The sequence below is a fragment of the Pseudoalteromonas sp. GABNS16E genome, from assembly GCF_028598715.1.
In the GTDB taxonomy this organism is placed as follows: Bacteria; Pseudomonadota; Gammaproteobacteria; order Enterobacterales; family Alteromonadaceae; genus Pseudoalteromonas; species Pseudoalteromonas atlantica.
Genome location: NZ_JAQREZ010000003.1, coordinates 133817 through 150673, shown reverse-complemented (window position 1 = coordinate 150673; position 16857 = coordinate 133817). Strand labels below are relative to the sequence as shown.

Annotated in this window: 22 protein-coding genes, 2 tRNA genes and 1 pseudogene; 13 read left to right on the top strand and 12 right to left on the bottom strand. The window is 40.2% G+C overall.

Going from position 1 to position 16857, the window contains the following annotated elements:
* Nucleotides 1–77 precede the first annotated feature (77 nt).
* Nucleotides 78–1181 carry a capsular polysaccharide export protein, LipB/KpsS family gene (locus tag PSI06_RS02665; protein WP_096739093.1) on the top strand — a complete coding sequence of 368 codons (1104 nt, stop codon included), beginning with the start codon at nucleotides 78–80 and terminating at the stop codon, nucleotides 1179–1181.
* A gap of 29 nt (nucleotides 1182–1210) precedes the next feature.
* Here the strand turns inward: PSI06_RS02665 and PSI06_RS02660 are convergent.
* Nucleotides 1211–1560, bottom strand: a pseudogene (locus PSI06_RS02660) (DUF5522 domain-containing protein).
* 43 nt (nucleotides 1561–1603) lie between these two features.
* Here PSI06_RS02660 and PSI06_RS02655 point away from each other — a divergent pair.
* On the top strand, nucleotides 1604–1930 hold the full coding sequence (locus PSI06_RS02655; protein ID WP_273604296.1) for a hypothetical protein: 327 nt from the start codon (nucleotides 1604–1606) through the stop codon (nucleotides 1928–1930).
* Between the two features lie 153 nt (nucleotides 1931–2083).
* Here PSI06_RS02655 and asd read toward each other — a convergent pair whose 3' ends face one another.
* Both asd and rsgA read right to left on the bottom strand, forming a co-directional pair.
* Complete coding sequence (gene asd, locus PSI06_RS02650) at nucleotides 2084–2962, bottom strand: archaetidylserine decarboxylase (protein ID WP_273604295.1); 879 nt, start codon at nucleotides 2960–2962, stop codon at nucleotides 2084–2086.
* Nucleotides 2963–2977: 15 nt separating this feature from the next.
* A complete protein-coding gene (gene rsgA, locus PSI06_RS02645; RefSeq protein WP_273604294.1) occupies nucleotides 2978–4036 on the bottom strand; it encodes a small ribosomal subunit biogenesis GTPase RsgA in 1059 nt (352 codons plus the stop codon).
* 125 nt (nucleotides 4037–4161) lie between these two features.
* Between rsgA and orn the strand changes: the two genes are divergently transcribed.
* The 3 genes from orn (at nucleotide 4162) to PSI06_RS02630 (ending at nucleotide 5160) form a co-directional block, all read left to right on the top strand.
* Complete coding sequence (orn, locus tag PSI06_RS02640; protein WP_004589057.1) at nucleotides 4162–4707, top strand: oligoribonuclease; 546 nt, start codon at nucleotides 4162–4164, stop codon at nucleotides 4705–4707.
* 259 nt (nucleotides 4708–4966) lie between these two features.
* A tRNA-Gly gene (locus PSI06_RS02635) sits at nucleotides 4967–5042 on the top strand.
* A 42-nt stretch (nucleotides 5043–5084) separates the two neighbouring features.
* Nucleotides 5085–5160 (top strand) — tRNA-Gly (locus PSI06_RS02630).
* A gap of 184 nt (nucleotides 5161–5344) precedes the next feature.
* On the opposite strand, the gene PSI06_RS02625 is transcribed toward PSI06_RS02630, so the two are convergent.
* From PSI06_RS02625 to PSI06_RS02615, 3 genes are all read right to left on the bottom strand, one after another.
* Nucleotides 5345–5773 carry a secondary thiamine-phosphate synthase enzyme YjbQ gene (locus PSI06_RS02625; protein ID WP_029773278.1) on the bottom strand — a complete coding sequence of 143 codons (429 nt, stop codon included), beginning with the start codon at nucleotides 5771–5773 and terminating at the stop codon, nucleotides 5345–5347.
* Complete coding sequence (locus PSI06_RS02620; RefSeq protein ID WP_029773279.1) at nucleotides 5770–6237, bottom strand: chemotaxis protein CheX; 468 nt, start codon at nucleotides 6235–6237, stop codon at nucleotides 5770–5772. The genes PSI06_RS02625 and PSI06_RS02620 overlap by 4 nt, the downstream gene beginning before the upstream one ends.
* A 72-nt stretch (nucleotides 6238–6309) precedes the next feature.
* Nucleotides 6310–6744 carry a transcriptional repressor gene (locus PSI06_RS02615; RefSeq protein WP_029773280.1) on the bottom strand — a complete coding sequence of 145 codons (435 nt, stop codon included), beginning with the start codon at nucleotides 6742–6744 and terminating at the stop codon, nucleotides 6310–6312.
* Nucleotides 6745–6838: 94 nt separating this feature from the next.
* Between PSI06_RS02615 and PSI06_RS02610 the strand changes: the two genes are divergently transcribed.
* Entirely contained in the window at nucleotides 6839–7459 is a 621-nt protein-coding gene (locus tag PSI06_RS02610) for a MarC family protein (protein WP_029773281.1), read from the top strand.
* Between the two features lie 277 nt (nucleotides 7460–7736).
* On the opposite strand, the gene PSI06_RS02605 is transcribed toward PSI06_RS02610, so the two are convergent.
* The 4 genes from PSI06_RS02605 to PSI06_RS02590 all read right to left on the bottom strand — a co-directional run bounded on the left by PSI06_RS02605 (nucleotide 7737) and on the right by PSI06_RS02590 (nucleotide 10382).
* Nucleotides 7737–9137, bottom strand: coding sequence for a HipA domain-containing protein (locus PSI06_RS02605; RefSeq protein ID WP_085065484.1), 1401 nt, complete (start codon nucleotides 9135–9137; stop codon nucleotides 7737–7739).
* On the bottom strand, nucleotides 9121–9387 hold the full coding sequence (locus tag PSI06_RS02600; RefSeq protein ID WP_085065485.1) for a helix-turn-helix domain-containing protein: 267 nt from the start codon (nucleotides 9385–9387) through the stop codon (nucleotides 9121–9123). Before PSI06_RS02600 ends, PSI06_RS02605 begins: the two co-directional genes overlap by 17 nt.
* A 175-nt stretch (nucleotides 9388–9562) precedes the next feature.
* Entirely contained in the window at nucleotides 9563–9892 is a 330-nt protein-coding gene (locus tag PSI06_RS02595; protein ID WP_164835561.1) for a pyocin activator PrtN family protein, read from the bottom strand.
* Complete coding sequence (locus PSI06_RS02590) at nucleotides 9870–10382, bottom strand: hypothetical protein (RefSeq protein WP_029773285.1); 513 nt, start codon at nucleotides 10380–10382, stop codon at nucleotides 9870–9872. Before PSI06_RS02590 ends, PSI06_RS02595 begins: the two co-directional genes overlap by 23 nt.
* A gap of 130 nt (nucleotides 10383–10512) precedes the next feature.
* Here PSI06_RS02590 and dusA point away from each other — a divergent pair, with 130 nt between their 5' ends.
* The 7 genes from dusA (at nucleotide 10513) to PSI06_RS02555 (ending at nucleotide 15339) form a co-directional block, all read left to right on the top strand.
* Nucleotides 10513–11487, top strand: coding sequence for a tRNA dihydrouridine(20/20a) synthase DusA (dusA, locus tag PSI06_RS02585; RefSeq protein ID WP_029773286.1), 975 nt, complete (start codon nucleotides 10513–10515; stop codon nucleotides 11485–11487).
* A gap of 245 nt (nucleotides 11488–11732) precedes the next feature.
* Nucleotides 11733–12425, top strand: a complete 693-nt coding sequence (locus tag PSI06_RS02580; RefSeq protein WP_029773287.1) for a PspA/IM30 family protein — start codon at nucleotides 11733–11735, stop codon at nucleotides 12423–12425.
* 10 nt (nucleotides 12426–12435) lie between these two features.
* Complete coding sequence (locus tag PSI06_RS02575; protein WP_029773288.1) at nucleotides 12436–12642, top strand: PspC domain-containing protein; 207 nt, start codon at nucleotides 12436–12438, stop codon at nucleotides 12640–12642.
* Nucleotides 12643–12651: 9 nt separating this feature from the next.
* Nucleotides 12652–12978, top strand: a complete 327-nt coding sequence (locus PSI06_RS02570) for a hypothetical protein (RefSeq protein ID WP_024031509.1) — start codon at nucleotides 12652–12654, stop codon at nucleotides 12976–12978.
* A 79-nt stretch (nucleotides 12979–13057) separates the two neighbouring features.
* Nucleotides 13058–13570, top strand: a complete 513-nt coding sequence (locus PSI06_RS02565) for a copper chaperone PCu(A)C (protein ID WP_273602740.1) — start codon at nucleotides 13058–13060, stop codon at nucleotides 13568–13570.
* A gap of 8 nt (nucleotides 13571–13578) precedes the next feature.
* Nucleotides 13579–14565, top strand: a complete 987-nt coding sequence (locus tag PSI06_RS02560) for a DUF2333 family protein (RefSeq protein ID WP_004585847.1) — start codon at nucleotides 13579–13581, stop codon at nucleotides 14563–14565.
* 3 nt (nucleotides 14566–14568) lie between these two features.
* Nucleotides 14569–15339 (top strand): TIGR04219 family outer membrane beta-barrel protein, encoded by a 771-nt coding sequence (locus PSI06_RS02555; RefSeq protein WP_004585848.1) that lies wholly within the window; start codon nucleotides 14569–14571, stop codon nucleotides 15337–15339.
* A gap of 24 nt (nucleotides 15340–15363) precedes the next feature.
* Here the strand turns inward: PSI06_RS02555 and PSI06_RS02550 are convergent, their stop codons facing one another.
* On the bottom strand, nucleotides 15364–16251 hold the full coding sequence (locus tag PSI06_RS02550) for a TIGR03899 family protein (RefSeq protein ID WP_273602738.1): 888 nt from the start codon (nucleotides 16249–16251) through the stop codon (nucleotides 15364–15366).
* Entirely contained in the window at nucleotides 16220–16801 is a 582-nt protein-coding gene (locus PSI06_RS02545; RefSeq protein ID WP_004585850.1) for an SRPBCC family protein, read from the bottom strand. The genes PSI06_RS02550 and PSI06_RS02545 overlap by 32 nt, the downstream gene beginning before the upstream one ends.
* Nucleotides 16802–16857: the final 56 nt, after the last annotated feature.

The following is a 16857-nucleotide window of genomic DNA, read 5'->3' as shown; positions in this document are numbered from 1 at the left end:
ATTGTATGTCTTACCTATTTATATCCCGCAAAAATGTACACGCAAAGTACTATAAAAAAATAATCAAAAAGCTGAGTATGGATTGCCAACTGCATGTTATGGGGGCGCCAAAGCTTTCAGCTATACACTATTTAAGTAAAGCGTTTAAAGTTGATTTTAACGATGTTATTAATGCACAACTAAAACGTAAGCGCGCCCGTAATAACCTTTGGAACAATGCTTTAGTATCTGCGGTTTACAAAGTGGGGCTGCGCTTTTTTGAGCGTTTGCGTTACGCAAAATATTTAGCTTTATTAACTGAAGTTAACCCTGATGTAATGGTGATATGGAATGGTAATAAACTGCCTAATACTACCGTTGCTATGGCTGCCAAGGCACTGGGTATTAAGCAATTTTATTATGAAAATGGTTTACTTCCGGGTACCACCAGTTTAGACCCTCAAGGGATTAACTTTAATGCGTCGCTAAGTCGAGATCCTGATTTTTATTTAAATTTTAATGCAAATAATGCCTTAAACTTTGATGCACCGGCGCTTGTCCCTCGAGAAAACCATAAAAAACGCTGTGATTTTGCAGCTGAAAATATACCTGAACGCTACATATTTGTGCCTTTTCAAGTGCCTCACGATACGCAATTAGCGAGCTTTTCGCCATGGATTGACTCAATGGAAATGCTATACGATGAAGTTGTTAGCGCAGTGAAAGCATTGAACGACCCTAGTTTAAAGGTCGTTTTTAAAGAACACCCGTCGTGGCACAAGCATTACACCCATTTATACGATAAAGACCCAATTGCACTATTTGCAAACGGCAATAAAACCTGTGAACTTATTGAATGCGCAGAAGCGGTGATCACTATTAACTCTACGGTCGGTTTAGAAGCGCTGTTACTAAATAAGCGGGTAATTACTGTAGGGCAGGCTTGTTATAATATAGAAGGCTTAGTTAAGCATGCTGATACTCGTGAGGGCTTAGCTGCCCAAGTAGCAGATGTAGCTCAAGGATGGCAGTTTAATCCGCAGCTACGTGATAAGTTTTTTTGCTATTTAAAGCATGTGTATAGTGTGCCGGGCGTTTGGAAACACGCCGAAGAAGAGCATATCAAAGCAATCGAGTTACGTTTTAAAGGGGCGGATAAATTTGCACAATACAGCAACAATGTGCCCAACGAACTTATTTAACCGCGTATTGTATATCAACATGTTGTGATTTAGCTGTAAGGACAATTTTTACAGCCATTTTTACAGCATGTACCTCGCTTTAAAAAAACCATTTACTAAACACCATGTAGCCATTTTGCATGGTGTAGTCTAGCCCTTCAATTAAATTGTCATTACCTCTAAATTTTTTAGCAAACTCAATTTGTGCTTTGATTGGCTGAGTATAAATATGCGCTAAATAAGCGTTTATTTTATTAAGCGTACATTGCGGGCATAAACAGCTTGTTGCTGACTCTTCAAGCGGTAAAATAGCAGGTAGTTGGTTACACCAGCATGCGTTTATATCGTTTACATTACAACTAAGCGCAGTGTGGCATTGTGAGCAGTTTAATCTCGTCATTTTAAGTCTTATCAGCAGTAGAGCAGCAAGAATAACAAATATTATGAATATACAAAAAGCATTGGCCGAATTTATTACCTTTGGTGAGCAAAGAGATGATGCTATTAGCGTGATTATTTCTACCCCAGCAGAAGAAAGTACTCCCGGTTATACACTCACAAAGCCGGTATTGATTGACGTGCTAACACGTTGTGTAAACCACGAAATAGAGATAGATGATTTAGAGTTATGGGCAAATGTGGTTGAATCGCGAGATGATATAAATTGCGCCGAACACGAAGGGGTTATTTTTGCGCTCAGTAATAGCGAGCAAATGGGTGAACTTGATAAGCGTAAGCTGACTGTATTGTTGAAGTTGCTACAGAGCTAAGCGTAATTTTAGTAATGATTGCATTTAAACCGTTTTAAATTATCATCAGGTGCAGCGAAATCAAACTTAGCTTATAGATTAACATTGCTCTGAACTCAAAACCGTGAACTACGAGAACAGAGCAATGTGATAAAACTTCTTTATTCAGAGGGCTTACAGCTCTTCACTTTCTTTAATTGTTGCAAATGCGGTGTTTAAACGCGTTACTGTTTCAGGCAGTTGGTCGTCTAAAATGTCTGCTTTATCTGCACCCCATGCTAATACCACTGTTGAGCCTAGTTTAAAGCGGCCCATTTCTTCACCTTTTTTAAGAGTAATGGCGTTTTCGCCTTTAGTAGGGTAGTTCCAGCTAAACACATCGCTACCGGCTGGTGGTGTTACTGTGCCTGCCCAAACGGTCTCTATGCTGGCTACAATGGTTGCTCCTACAAGTACCATAGCAAGTGAGCCAATTTCGGTTTCAAAAATAGCCACTACACGTTCGTTACGCGCAAATAAATTAGGGACATTGCGCGCTGTAAGCGGGTTTACCGAAAATAAGTCGCCCGGTACGTAAATCATTTTACTTAGTGTGCCGTCTATAGGCATATGAATACGGTGGTAGTCTTTTGGCGCTAAATAAATGGTAGCAAATTTTCCGCCTAAAAATGGTGTTGTATCATCTTCAGAGCCACCTAATAGTGCTTGTAGACTGTAGTCATGACCTTTTGCTTGTATTAGCTGCCCATCAACAATGTCGCCCAGTTGGCTAATGGCACCATCAACAGGGTGAGTAATTACGTTCTCGCCTTGCGCCATTGGACGCACACCATCTTTTAATGGGCGAGTAAAAAATTCATTAAACGTTTTGTAGTGCGCTGGGTCTTCATATAAAGCCTCGTTCATGTCTACTTTATATTGTTTAATAAATAGTTTAATAAGCGTTGTAGTTAAAGCACCTGCTTTTGCTGCTGCTAATTTACCTACTACGCGTGAAATAAAGTGCTTTGGCATTGCATACTGCATTGCAATTTTAAATTTGTCTAAACTCACAGATTGTTTCCTAAATTAAACGCGAGGTGCGCGTGCACCAGCACGGCCATCGGCCATTGTTTCTAAAATACGGTGGTAGCTGTCGAATCGCAATTGCGAAATATCGCCATCGGCTACCGCTTGTTGAATTATACAGCCAGGGTCGTTTAAATGCTTACAGTCTCTAAAACGACATCCACCTATAAACTCTCTAAATTCTTTAAAGCACCAGGTTACCCGTTCAACATCTAAGTGCCATAAACCAAACTCACGTATTCCCGGTGAGTCAATTAGGTTACCACCACTTGGTAGGTGATGTAAGCGCGATACAGTGGTGGTATGTTGCCCTAAGCCACTGTTTTCTGATACTTCTTTAGTTAATATTTCGGCATCAGGAAGCACAGTGTTAACTAAGGTTGATTTACCTACGCCACTTTGACCAACAAAAATATTATTTTTATCAACCAGTACGTTTTTTAAATCATCTATGCCTTCGCCGGTTACACTACTTACAAGCAGTACCTGATAACCAAGGCCTCGATAAATATCGAGTATTTTTTGAATTTCATTTAGGCCTTCGTCGTCGATTAAATCGATTTTATTAAGTACTAAAATAGGTTCTATACCCATGTCTTCACAGGCAATTAAGTAACGGTCGATAATACTGGGCGTAAACTCTGGCAGTACCGCTGAGACCATTAAAATTTGGTCAATATTTGCAGCGATTACTTTTACGCCATCGTAAAAGTCGGGACGCGTAAGCTGCGAGCGGCGTTTTTGTGTTGCTTCAATAACGCCCGCTAAGTCGCCTTCACTTACTTTTGCGCGGCGAAATAGTACTTCATCACCACACACTAAGTTAGTAACGGTACGGCGAATATTACAGCGTAATACGTCACCTTCTTGTGTTTCTACATCGGCATGTTGGCCAAAACGGCTGATCACGACGGCGTTTTCGGTTGCGCCCAAATTATCTGTTTGCCACTCTTGTGCGCCACCTTTTGCCAATTTTGTATCGGCATTGTTTAAGCGCTTTTGATGATTAGCCTTGATCCTGCGAGATTGGCCTTTACTTAATTTTTTCTGTTTTGCCACTTTTGGCCTATAACCTTGGTTTAAATGTCGGCTTTGCGTATAAAAAAGCTTTAGCTCGACGGTTGATGCTAATATGATATATCGAAATGCATTGGATCTAAAGAAAAGCACTGTTTAAGGTTACTATGACTATTAATGAATCTAATTTAATTTGGCTTGATCTGGAAATGACTGGACTTGAGCCGGCCACAGATAAAATACTCGAAATTGCAACAGTAGTAACTGATGCCGATTTAAATATACTCGCGGAAGGTCCTACTATAGCTATTCATCAAAGTGATGAGCTGTTAGATGGCATGGACGAATGGTGTACTACACAGCATGGGAAATCAGGTTTGACGGCCCGTTGTAAAGCCAGTACATATGATGAGGCTTATGCGGTTGAACAAACGCTTAATTTTTTAAAGCAGTGGGTACCTGCGGGTAAATCACCTATGTGTGGTAACTCAATAGGTCAAGACAGACGCTTTATGAATAAGTATATGCGCGAGCTTGAAGACTTTTTTCATTATCGAAATTTAGATGTAAGCACAATTAAAGAGCTTGCCCGACGTTGGAAGCCTGAGGTACTAGAGCAGGTAAATAAAAAAGGCTCTCATTTAGCTCTCGATGACATTAAAGATTCTATTATGGAATTAAAGGTGTATAGAGAAAAATTCTTTAATTTGTAAAAAACACTTGCAAACACATTAGATTATTGTAGAATCCTGCCCCGCTCAAGACGATAACCCTCGCGGGGTTGGTGTGTTTGAGTGGTTTAAATACCATCAGTAAGTGCGGCTCTAGCTTAGTTGCCAGAACGTAGGACGCGACCTGTCGCGCATCAACGGACAAATTACTGACAATCTTTAAAGCGGCACTAGCTCAGTTGCCAGAACGTAGGACGCGGCCCGTCGCGCACCAACGGACAAATTACTGACTAACTATGAAGCGGCACTAGCTCAGTTGGTAGAGCGCGACCTTGCCAAGGTCGAGGTCACGAGTTCGAGCCTCGTGTGCCGCTCCAATTTCTCACCAAAAGAAATTGAAGTATCGAATAAAATATAAAGCGGCACTAGCTCAGTTGGTAGAGCGCGACCTTGCCAAGGTCGAGGTCACGAGTTCGAGCCTCGTGTGCCGCTCCAATCTCTCTAAATATCCCACTAAAATAAACACCTCTAAAACAATATTTTGATCTGATTTATACCTACGAAAATTATTTATAAATATTAAACGCACGAGTGGCCGCATGCCGCCGCGCGATATAAAGGGTTTTAATTAATGCGAGGTGAGGTGGGTAAAAGCAAGGGAGGAGAGGTCAATACAAGGTTAAAAGGTTTCGCCTTGCAAGGTCGCTATAATACGTCTTGCACCGCCAGCGTCGCGATGCTCGCCTAAGTAAATACCTTGCCATGTACCTAGCGCTAAGCGACCATTGCTTATAGGAATACTTAATTCACTCCCTAACGTACTGGTTTTTATATGGGCTGGCATATCATCATCACCTTCGTAATCGTGACGATAGTAAGGTTGGCGCTCGGGAACAAAATGGTTAAAGTGGCTTTCCATATCCATGCGGACTGTAGGATCGGCGTTTTCGTTTATGGTTAAACTTGCCGATGTGTGCTGAATAAACAAATGTAATAGGCCAACTTTATAATTAGCCAGCTCGCTCAGCTGCGCGAGTATTTCATCATCTATTAAATGAAATCCTCGAGCGCGCGGTTTTAAGGTTATTTGAGTTTGTTGCCAGCTCATAACTTATCAAAGCTAACTTCTATATTTGCATCGCCTGCATCACAGCTAAATGGCATAATTATTTTTTTGCCCTTACTTTTATGTGTGATGGTGTGGCCTTTACCTGCAACTACAATTGGCGTAGCCATATCAAAGTCATAGCCTTTTTCGCCGAGTAAGTTTTTAGCTCCACCGGTAACCATATTAGTAATTTCCCCAACCATATCAGTTACTTCATCGTCTATGTTGTCAGGGCGCTCACCAAGCATGCGTTCCATGATGGTCAGAGCTAAGTTTTCATCAAAGGTAATTGAAAATGAGCCACGAGTTTGCGCGCCTACCATGCCAATTAAACCAGATACATCGCCACAGGCGACTTCGTCTGTTTTTATACGCGGCTTACCTGGTTTTAACTCGGTTTGTGCCATTGTAGATAACACATTGATCAAAGAAGATAAAAATGGATTAATGAACTCAACATTCATGTTAGGTACTCTTAAAATTGGTGCTAAAGTGGCTATCTAAATATGAGTATAGCTTTAAAACAAACTTTGGGTTTAGCTTCTACAAGACTCACACTTACCGTGTGCTTCAATAGTTTGCCCTGATACAACAAAGCCGCTTTCTGCTGCTAAGTTGTTTAGCTCGTGAGAAATAACCGTAGAGTGCAGCTCTTTTACAAAACCACAACTGTCACAGATTAATAGCTGCACAGGATGAATATGATCAAAGTGATGGCAAAGCATAAATGCATTGGTGCTTTCTATTTTGTGAATAAAGCCCAGCTCTGATAAAAAGTCTAGCGCACGGTAAATTGTTGCAGGTTTTGCGCCTGTTTCTGTTACTTTTAATTGCTCAAGTAAATCGTACGCCCCAACGCCGCCTTGGGCGCTAGCTAATAGGCGAAATACTTTTTCGCGGATAGGCGTAAAACGCGCACCACGGTTGTCACAAACTTGTTTTGCTTTACTTACGAGTGATTCTATATTCATCATTCTCTTATCCTTACGCTACCGTGATATACTAACATACTGTGTTGTACTTGCAGCGTTTTTATTAAACACTTTTTATCTAGGAACCCCATTAATGCATGAACTGGTAGCTATATTTATTTTCTTTTTTGCGGTGATAGACCCTATAGGTACAGTGCCTGTATTTATTGCTGTGACACGTGGGGAAGATGAAAAGTTTAAACGAAAAGTTGTTTTTAAAGCCGTGGGTGTATCCGCTGTGGTTTTACTCTTTTTTGTTATTGCCGGTGAGCAGCTATTAAATGCAATTGAAATACCGCTGTCGGCGTTTCAAATAGCTGGGGGCATAGTCCTGCTTATTTTTGCGCTTTCAATGATTTTTGGTGAAAGTAAGCCCGAGTCTGAGATTAAAAGTGTGCGCGACAGCACAGAAACCGCGATTTTTCCGCTAGCCATTCCCTCTATAGCAAGCCCAGGCGCCATGCTTGGCGCAGTACTGATGACCCGTAACGAAGAATACTCGTGGGTTGAGCAAGTTACTACATCGTCGATGATGTTGGTTGTATTAGTTGTTGTGCTTGTGCTGTTGTTACTCGCAAATCATGTACATAAATTAATAGGCGACAGTGGCGCAAGTATTATAAGTAGAATCATGGGGTTAATTTTAAGCTCTGTGGCAGTTACAAATATACTCAACGGTATCGCGCATTATTTTGGTTTACAAATATACAGCTAACATTGATGCTAATTAGGCTTTTGTGTAAAATACAGCGCCTTTTTATGGGCGTATTTACTTATAATCCCCGAGGCTTTTACATTGCAAAAACGCACATTAGATAATCCAACGTTAAACAGACGTTTTTCTGTTGCACCCATGCTTGATTGGAATCATATATGCGAAAAATAACTTAAACCACTGATTTATTAGGATTTAATTTTTAATGGCAAATTTCGCTGTCTACTTATTGTCACTCCACTTTAATGAAATAAACAGAAATAGCTAGAAACCCACGCTAAATTAAGTCACTCATTTCTGTTATTTGATCCACTTCTGCACTTAACTCTTCAATCGATTCACCAATGATTTGAATACAGGTATCAACATGCTGTATTTCAGAATCAGTTAGCTGTTGTTTAAGCGTATCGGTTTTAGCTAAATCAACAGAGCTTTGCACTTGTTTGATCATTTGCCTCATTAACAATTGCAGACGCGCGAGTGATATTCCAAATTCTTGGGCAAAATCTGCCAACATATAAGCTGTAAACGGGTGATTAAAATTACCAGCACTGCCTGCACCATATTCACCTATCGACATCGCGAAATGGTTTGCCATGCCTGTAGCTATTGCCACATTAGATTTTTCATCAGCTTGCCTTGCCTGGATCTCTCGAATGATAGCTTCGATATTTACTAAATCGTAAAATGGCGTAAGACTTAGACCCTGTTTACCCACAAAGAAACTGATGTTCTTACCGTGAGCATCATAGTTACGCACTAAAATATTAAAGGTCATCCAGCGTATAAGTTGCGTTTGATACGCTTCGGCATTGGTTGTTTGTACATTAAACAGCTTCACAAAAGACACACCATCACGAATATAAATACCGTCGCCTTCATCGCCGTGTTGACGCTCGTATTTGTATGATGGAGGTAGGTTGGTTGCTTGGCAGCCATCGATAATGTGACGGCGCATAACACGCTGTTGTTCAGCTATTAACTTACGGTCAAAACGGTCAATGACAAACGCGCTGACTTCTCCATATTTTCGTACTGCCACCTCTGGTACATCAATACCCGAATGTTTTGCCAATAACATGGTAAATAACTCATTCACAGCAATAAAAGGCGCTTTTCCCGTTTCAAACTTAAAGATCTTATTGGAGCAAAGCTGGCCTTCACCAAATCCTAATTTGCCATCTATCTCTAATAAGTTAAGTTTATCTTGTACACCCGCGACTGATAGCCTTGTATGACCATCCCAATAGGTAATTGATTCTCCAGCATTCTTAAAACGAGCTAACTTTTCGATTAGTTCTTCATTAGTGACTTCTCGAAATGAAGTTTCAGTTTCTTCATTGCTTTTGGTTGTAAATGACAACGCGCCAGATGTGTCTGCGCCGATGATCTTGATGAGCCCAAAGGTATTATTTTTGGAGATAGTGGTATTACTGGTGATCTCTTCTAACCCTTTACCTTCAGGTAACAAGTTTTGTAGGAAGTTTCGAACCGCTCTGTGATCAAACTCACCATTCAAAGGTAAGTGTGGAGAGATAGCGAAACCCTCTCTAATCCAGTCATGATTATAAGTTAAGGTTAGTTCTGTTTCAGAGCCTACAGGAATGGCTATTGCCGCAATTTTACGATCATGACCGATATAAACGTTCAGGGTATTTCTATCAGTACCAGTCATCACTTACCCCTGTTTCTTCTTTGGAAGTAGCATCATCGGAAAGAAGGCTAAATGTAAGACCAAGGTATTCCATTACCTTGAGAAGGTTCGCTAACTTTACATTGGTATCGCCTTTTTCTATTTTCACCAGCGTTGGCTTTGAAATAGACAATGACTCAGATACATCTACGAGAGACAGCTTCATACCCGTTCGCTTTGCAGTGATCGCCTCAGCGAGCTGAGTAGGGGTAAAGCGTTTTGATAAGTTAGGCATCACTGTTGCCTTAACCGATTTACCTGTTCTGTTTGTCTTGGCAAGATTACTCATATAAGTTAACTATTATTTACTTTTAAATATAAAGTAATGCCGAAATAGATATAAGTCAAATATAATTAACTTATAGCCTCTAAAAGCCTTTTTCTCATTAAAAGTCACTTATAGTTTACTTTTAATGTTCTAGATAAGAGTCTAGGGAAGCTAGTTCATTTTTATAAACATTAACTATTCCCTTTGCTGGCATCTTTAAACTCACTGATATGCTTTTGGAGCTCTTTCGCGCTCGCTCTCGTTGCCGTTCGACTAACTCGGTCAGATCATCAACATGAACGAACAGTTTACCTTTTTGTGAATCCGCCAACCTAAAAGTTACAAATGGTAATCCACCAGATTTTATTTTTCTGGTGGCGACATCATGTGAGCAGCCAAGATGTTTTTGCCGAATATCATCAAAGTCGATGATTGCAGTGCCGTAAAACTCATAAAGTCCAATAAGCTTCAATAACAGATTGTTGATTACAGTGTACGCCAAGTAGTGACTTACCAATTCGAAGCACTTTTCTTATTAAGCTTACATCGATACTTATTGTTGCAGGGGAGGGATTATGTTCTGAATTTTTGCGTTGTAAACAAAACTGAACAATATCATGGCTCTGTATTTTAGAAGAAACTAACTCGGCAATAGGATGTTTTATAATCGTTTTATAGCCGTAACTAGCTGTACGACCCAGAGGGCGGTTCGATTTTTCTTTTCTTATCATATACTCATTAATTAGATCTCCTAATGTCATCTCTTTTGGTCCTGGGTGGTTCATCGCTTCATTTATTTCTAATTGACTGACTAAGTTTTTGGCCCACTTAGCAGCAGCCGTTTTAGATGAATGTGTTTTAGATTTTGAAAAAGTAATTATTCCTTTATTTTTCTGAATAACTGACGCACAAAATACAGGTTGATCTGCGCGAAATCGTTTTCGGATGGTATAATGAGCCATAGTTTTGTCTGCCTATTGTCTTCCTGAGGGTTAAAAATCAGCGGAAATAGCCAGAAATCGTCAGAATTTTAGAGAGTTAAAAAATTGTGAAATTTAACATAAGTCATTATAAATCAATGGGTTCAGAGTGATGGTCGCAAATGAAGTAGATCGCAGATTTTCTGTTGCACCCATGCTGGATTGGACTGATCGTCATTGTCGTACTTTTCATCGTAAGATGAGTAAGCACGCTGTTTTATACACTGAGATGATCACCACGGGGGCGATTTTATTTGGTCGCGGCGATTACCTACACTTTAATCAGCACGAGGGGCCGGTTGCTTTGCAGCTGGGGGGTTCTGATCCCGAGGCGCTAGCAAAGTGTGCAAAACTTGCGGGTGAGCGCGGTTACGATGAGATTAACTTAAATGTAGGCTGCCCTTCAGATAGAGTACAAAACGGGCGCTTTGGTGCATGCCTAATGGCCGAGCCTGAGCTGGTTGCACAGTGTGTTGCGGCAATGAAAAGCGAAGTTAGTATTCCTGTTACGGTAAAAACACGCATCGGTATTGATGAGCAAGACTCGTATGAGTTTTTATGCGCATTAATTGAAGCCAGCCATAAAGTTGGCTGTGATGACTTTATTATTCATGCCCGTAAAGCGTGGTTAAATGGTTTAAGCCCTAAAGAAAATCGTGAAGTACCGCCTCTTGATTACCCACGCGTTTACCAACTAAAAAAAGACTACCCACAGCTCGACTTAAGCATTAATGGCGGCGTTAAAACAATTGAAGAAAGCCTAGCGCATTTAGCGCATATAGACGGCGTTATGATTGGTCGCGAAGCATATAGTAATCCATTTATGCTTAATGAGGTGGATGAAAAGATTTACGGTGAGGTGGCCAATACTCAGACTCGTCACGATGTGGTGCGCGCTATGTATGATTACATAGAAGAAGAAATGCGTTTAGGTGCTAACTTTTGGCATATAGCACGCCATATGCTGGGGATTTTTCAGGGGCAGCCAGGGGCGCGCGGATTTAGACGTCACCTTTCAGAAAACGGTCACGGTAAACAGGCTGATTTGTCGGTAATGGATAAAGCATTAAGTTTTGTGCCTGAGTAATACTAAAGCATTGACCAGTTATAAAAAAACCACTTTTTAAAGTGGTTTTTTTATAACTAAAATTTAGTCAAAAGATAAATAAATTAGTGATTTTAGCTTATTAGCATTCAGTTTTTAGTTAGTTTAAAATAACTTATTACCTGTCTAACTAATTGAATATAAAGGATTATAAATAAATTTTTGTTACTTGGCATAACTCTTGGAATCCTGTTGTTGTTATCAATTAAAAACAACAGGACAAAACAATGAGTATATTTAATCGCGTAAATGATGTTATCCAATCCAATATTGCTGCCATGCTGGATAAAGCAGAAGACCCAGAAAAACTCCTCAACCTTATGCTAAGTGAAATGCAAGAAGCGCTTAACGAATGTAGAAGCACGGCCGCAGCCTTGCTGTGCGAAGAGAAAACGCTTAAACGCCAAATTGCACAAAAACAAAAAGACTTAACTTTGTGGCAAACAAAAGCTGAGCTGGCAGTTGCTAAAAACCGTGACGATTTAGCCAAGTCTGCGTTAGTAGAAAAACAGCGAGTAGATGAGCAAATTGCAGCAAAAAACACTCAGCTAAATACTCTAAAAGAGTCGATAGAGAAAATTACAGCAGATTGTGAGCGTTTACAGCAAAAAATGGCGCAAGCTAAAAGCAAACAAGCTCAATTAATAAAACGCCACGATATTGTTGCTGCACGTGAAAAAGTGAACATGCAATTACACAGCGACAACGTCGCAAATGCTTTGTCTCGCTTTGAAATGATAGAGCAAAAAGTGGAAGGCATAGAAGCACAGGTTGATGCTTATGAACTTACAAATACAGCGCAATCAACCGCTGAGCAAATTGAGTCTTTAGTTAAAAATGAAAAAATAGATGCAGAGCTGGCTCGTTTAAAAGCCAGTGTTAAGCAAAGTAATACCAATACAACTGCGCGAAGCGCTTAAGGAGTAGAGTATGAATAACTTTAAAACACAGCGTGGTTGGTACAAAGATTCACTGAATAAAAAAATATCGGGCGTATGCAGTGGGTTAGCGCGTCGCCTTGATTTTCCAGTGTGGTCAACACGCTTAGTAACAATTTTATTATTTATAAGTTTTCCGTTTGCAGTAGCGCTTGGTTATTTGATTGCTCACTGCTGCCTTAAAGAGCGTGCGTATTAGGAGAGGGATATGAAAACCTTAGCAATATGTGTTGTCGTATATGTGTTACTTTTTACTGATACTGTGTCGCTAATACATTTTGATTCATGGCAGTTTCCACTTTGGATTGCAGATATGAGCTGGGTGGGGCTTGAGCTGGCTGGCGTATTAGTCGCTATTATTGCAGTGGTAGCCGTAATGGCTTTAGTGACCATGGGGTTAATAGGCGCAGGGATTGTCGCGCTGGTTGGCACCATTTTGGCACTGTTATTTGGTTCAGTGATGATAGCCTGGCCATTATTATTTGTAGCTGTACTGTGCTGGTTGGTGCTCGATAACAAAAAAGTAACCTCTTAAGCCTTAATTTAACTGACTATTATTAGTTAACTATGTTAAATTTAAAGTGAAATTTTATGCTTTCACAAGGAATAAAGCGATGATGAAGCAGTGCTTTTTTATGGCCTCGGCGTTAATGATTAATGTGTTTTCGTCATCGGTTGCTGCACATGCTGGGCACAGCCACGATACAGACGAAGCTAAGCTTGAAGTAAGCCATGCACAAGTAAGGGCGTTTTTGCCTGGTAGTAAGTCGAGTGTTGGCTATTTAACAATTTCTAACCACGGTGGTGGTGTTGCTAAATTAATTAAAGCAACCATCGAAGGTTTAGGGCGTGTAGAAATACATGAGCACAAACATGTCAACGGCATGATGAAAATGCAACAGGTTAAAGCCGTCACCATTAAGGGCCATGAAAGCCTAAGCTTTGAGCCTGGTGGTTACCATTTAATGGTATTTGATCCACAAGAACCGCTAAAAGTAGGGCAAGAACGTAAACTCACGCTATATTTTAGTGACGGTAACCGCTTGTTTACTAATGCTCAAGTGGTTTCGCTTGAAGCGCAAGCTGCGCATTCAAAGCCATCTAAAAAACAACACGCTCATCACTAGGAGGATAAATGTCGCAACATAAAGGAAAAATAGCTGGTGCCTTGGTGGTACTACTTATTATTTTTTACGCTATTGCAGTTTATTGGAGCATTGAGCCGGCACGTTTTAACGTAGTAACTAATGCAAAAGAAACCGCGCAAGCACGCAACGAAAAAATGGTAACAGGCTATACAACCACCTCAACGCTTATTACCGTTGCTAGCACATTACTTGATAAGCAAGGTGGATATCTATCAAACGATGTGATGCCGCCAAGTGTGATAATGGATGACATGCCTGCGTGGGAATATGGCGCGCTTGAAATGGTGCGTGATTTAGCGCTATCAATGCGTAAAGACTTTAGCCGTTCACAGTCGCAATCTACCGAACATGAAGCCCTTAAAAAAGCGCAGCCACAATTTAATATTAGCTCTGAGGCATGGGCGTGGCCAAGTGCCGAGGGAGAGTACCAAAAGGGAATAGACTACCTTCTTGTGTACCGCTCACAAATTGCTAACGAGCATGAGCGCGATAGCCAATTTTATTCACGTGCAGATAATCTACGTAGCTGGTTAAAAGAAGCCGAAAAGCGTTTAGGCAGTTTAAGTCAGCGTTTAAGTGCAAGTGTTGGCCAAGACAAAGTAAATACCGATTTAGCCGGTAACTCTTCAAACACGCAAGCGACCTACACACCACTTCAGCAACAAGTAAGAACGTCGTGGTGGGAAATAGACGACGTGTTTTACGAGTCGCGCGGTGCAACGTGGGCGTTATTACACTTTTTACAAGCGGTTGAGTATGACTTTGCTGATGTATTAGAAAAGAAAAATGCACGTGTAAGCTTACAGCAAATTATACGTGAGCTTGAGGCAACACAAGAAACCGTGTGGAGCCCAATTATATTAAACGGGAATGGTTTTGGCTTTGTGGCAAATCATTCTTTAGTTATGGCAAATTATATTTCAAGAGCCAATGCGGCTTTAATCGAACTTAGCGAACTACTAGCTCAAGGATAAAAAATGAAAAAGTATTGTTTAGCAGCTGCCCTTTCAATGGCATGTTTAGCCCCTGCAGCACAGGCAGACACTCTATTAGGTTTATATGTAGGTGTTGATGGCTGGCAGTCAGATAACGACGGTCAGTTTTCTTACAAAGATAACGCACCACAAGATTTTAATTTTGAAGACGAAACCTTTATTAGCTACTACGCGGCACTAGAGCACCCAGTGCCATTAGTTCCTAACCTAAAGCTTAAATACACTGAGCTTGAACTTAATGGCTCAGCAACCCTTACTGATACGTTTAGCTTTAATGGCTCAGATTACGTAGTTGGTACAACTGCAAATACATTAAGTGATTTAACTCACATTGATTACATTCTTTATTACGAAATTTTTGATAACGATTTAATTTCAATTGATTTAGGTTTAAACGCAAAGCAGTTTGACGGTGACATTGTTGTAACTGGTACCACTCAACAAGGTGGCACTAACTTCTCTGAGACTAAAGATTTTTCGGGCTTTGTTCCACTTGCTTATGGTCGTGCTGAAGCAGGCTTACCATTTACGGGTTTGAGCGTGTTTTTTGAAGGCAGCTTTTTAGCTATCGACGATAGTAAAGTACAAGACTACCAAGTAGGCGTAGCGTATGAACTTATTGATAACCTAGCGGTAGATGTAGCTATTAAAGCGGGTTACCGCTCAATGACGTTAGAGCTAGATGATGTTGATGATATTAATACCGATATTGACGCATCAGGCCCATTTGCGGGTATTCAAGTTCACTTTTAATTAGTGAGCTTACAGCGTGGTGTGTTATTTATTAACATGCCACGTTAAATCAAACTCTCCCTCCAATGCATTATTAATTAATTGCTTATACACCTTATTTACAGGGTAATTTATAAGCTTAGAAAGCTCATCGCCAGTTTGGGTAAACTTGTAATAGCTTAATACTAAGTCACTGCTTTTAGCTCTTAACATCACTTTTTGCGATAAAAACGACAGGGTGAGTTCTTGGCCTGCTTTTAATACCGCCGATTCTATTTCTTTTCTGTAGAGTAAATTAAGATCCATTAGCGTTAAAATATCAGGAAAGCTGATCCCCGTTTTTCCTAAATTAAGCGATACCTTATTGCCTTTTCGTAGTAAGTCGAAAAGCGAAGGCTTTTTATAAAACCCTAATAAAATAAAGTGGCTGTCGTCTTTTGCGTTGTAGCTGCTCAGCGATACACACTTTTGTAATGCATCAGCTTCGCGTTGGGTCATATGCTTGAGTGTTTGTAAGCTTTTTATAGAAAATGTACCGGGGTTGAGCGTCTCGCCAGTTAAAATTTTAGCCCACAGTGTTTGCATCGATTCATTTGAGGTGTCTTCACATAAGGCAATAAAGCGCTCTATCCAGTCGGCATCTGGTTGCTTATTGCTTGCCACATCGGGGCAAAATTCCATTGCTTTAGCTAAAATGGTTTCTATATTTTGCTGCTGTTTTATAAGCAGTAAATCTTGGCGCTTTTGGGCGCGCGCTAAAATAGGGTTATCGCTATTTATGTGATAAAGCGGGTTTAGATCGCCTTTAGAACCGTAACTTTGATCTGTACTTGGTTGCCCAGTATTTGTGGTTATTTTTTTTACGGGGTAACCAAGTAAAGACTCAATTATATTGGCGAGGTTAATTCTCGCTTGGGCTGATTTTACTGTCATCGTTATCCAGCTGTGTTTTTTGGTCGCGTAATTGCGCCACTGTTTGTAAGTTATTTAAGCCAAGTGACACTGTATTGCTTAATACATACTCGCTAAAAATTGATAGATAACCCGAAATTAGCGGGGTATTGGTTTGGCCATTAATATTACACGTTACATTTACCACACCTTCTACTTCGGTAAATGTAATTTCACCTTCAATAATATGCTCATTTTTTAAAAGCGCATTAAAGGTCATTTTATTTTGTGAAAGCGAAGTAATGGTCATTTCTCCATACCCCCAGTCACTTTGCCACGATTGATGCGCGCCTATACCTCGACTAGGTTCGCCTAAAGTAAAAGTGATAGACGGATCTACTTTGCCCCAAGGTGACCATGTATGCCAAAGGCTAAAGTCAGACACAAGCGATTTAACGGTCGCTACATTGGCATTTATTTGTATGTTTTTATTTACGCTGTAATTTTGCGGCAGGGTTAAACCAATCAAAATAGCCACTAAAACTAACAATAAGAGCGTTTTTATAAGGATTTTAAAAAATTTAATAGGCACACCTTTTACGAGTTTTTTAGTTTGAAATATAACAACTTTTTATTAATCGACTATAG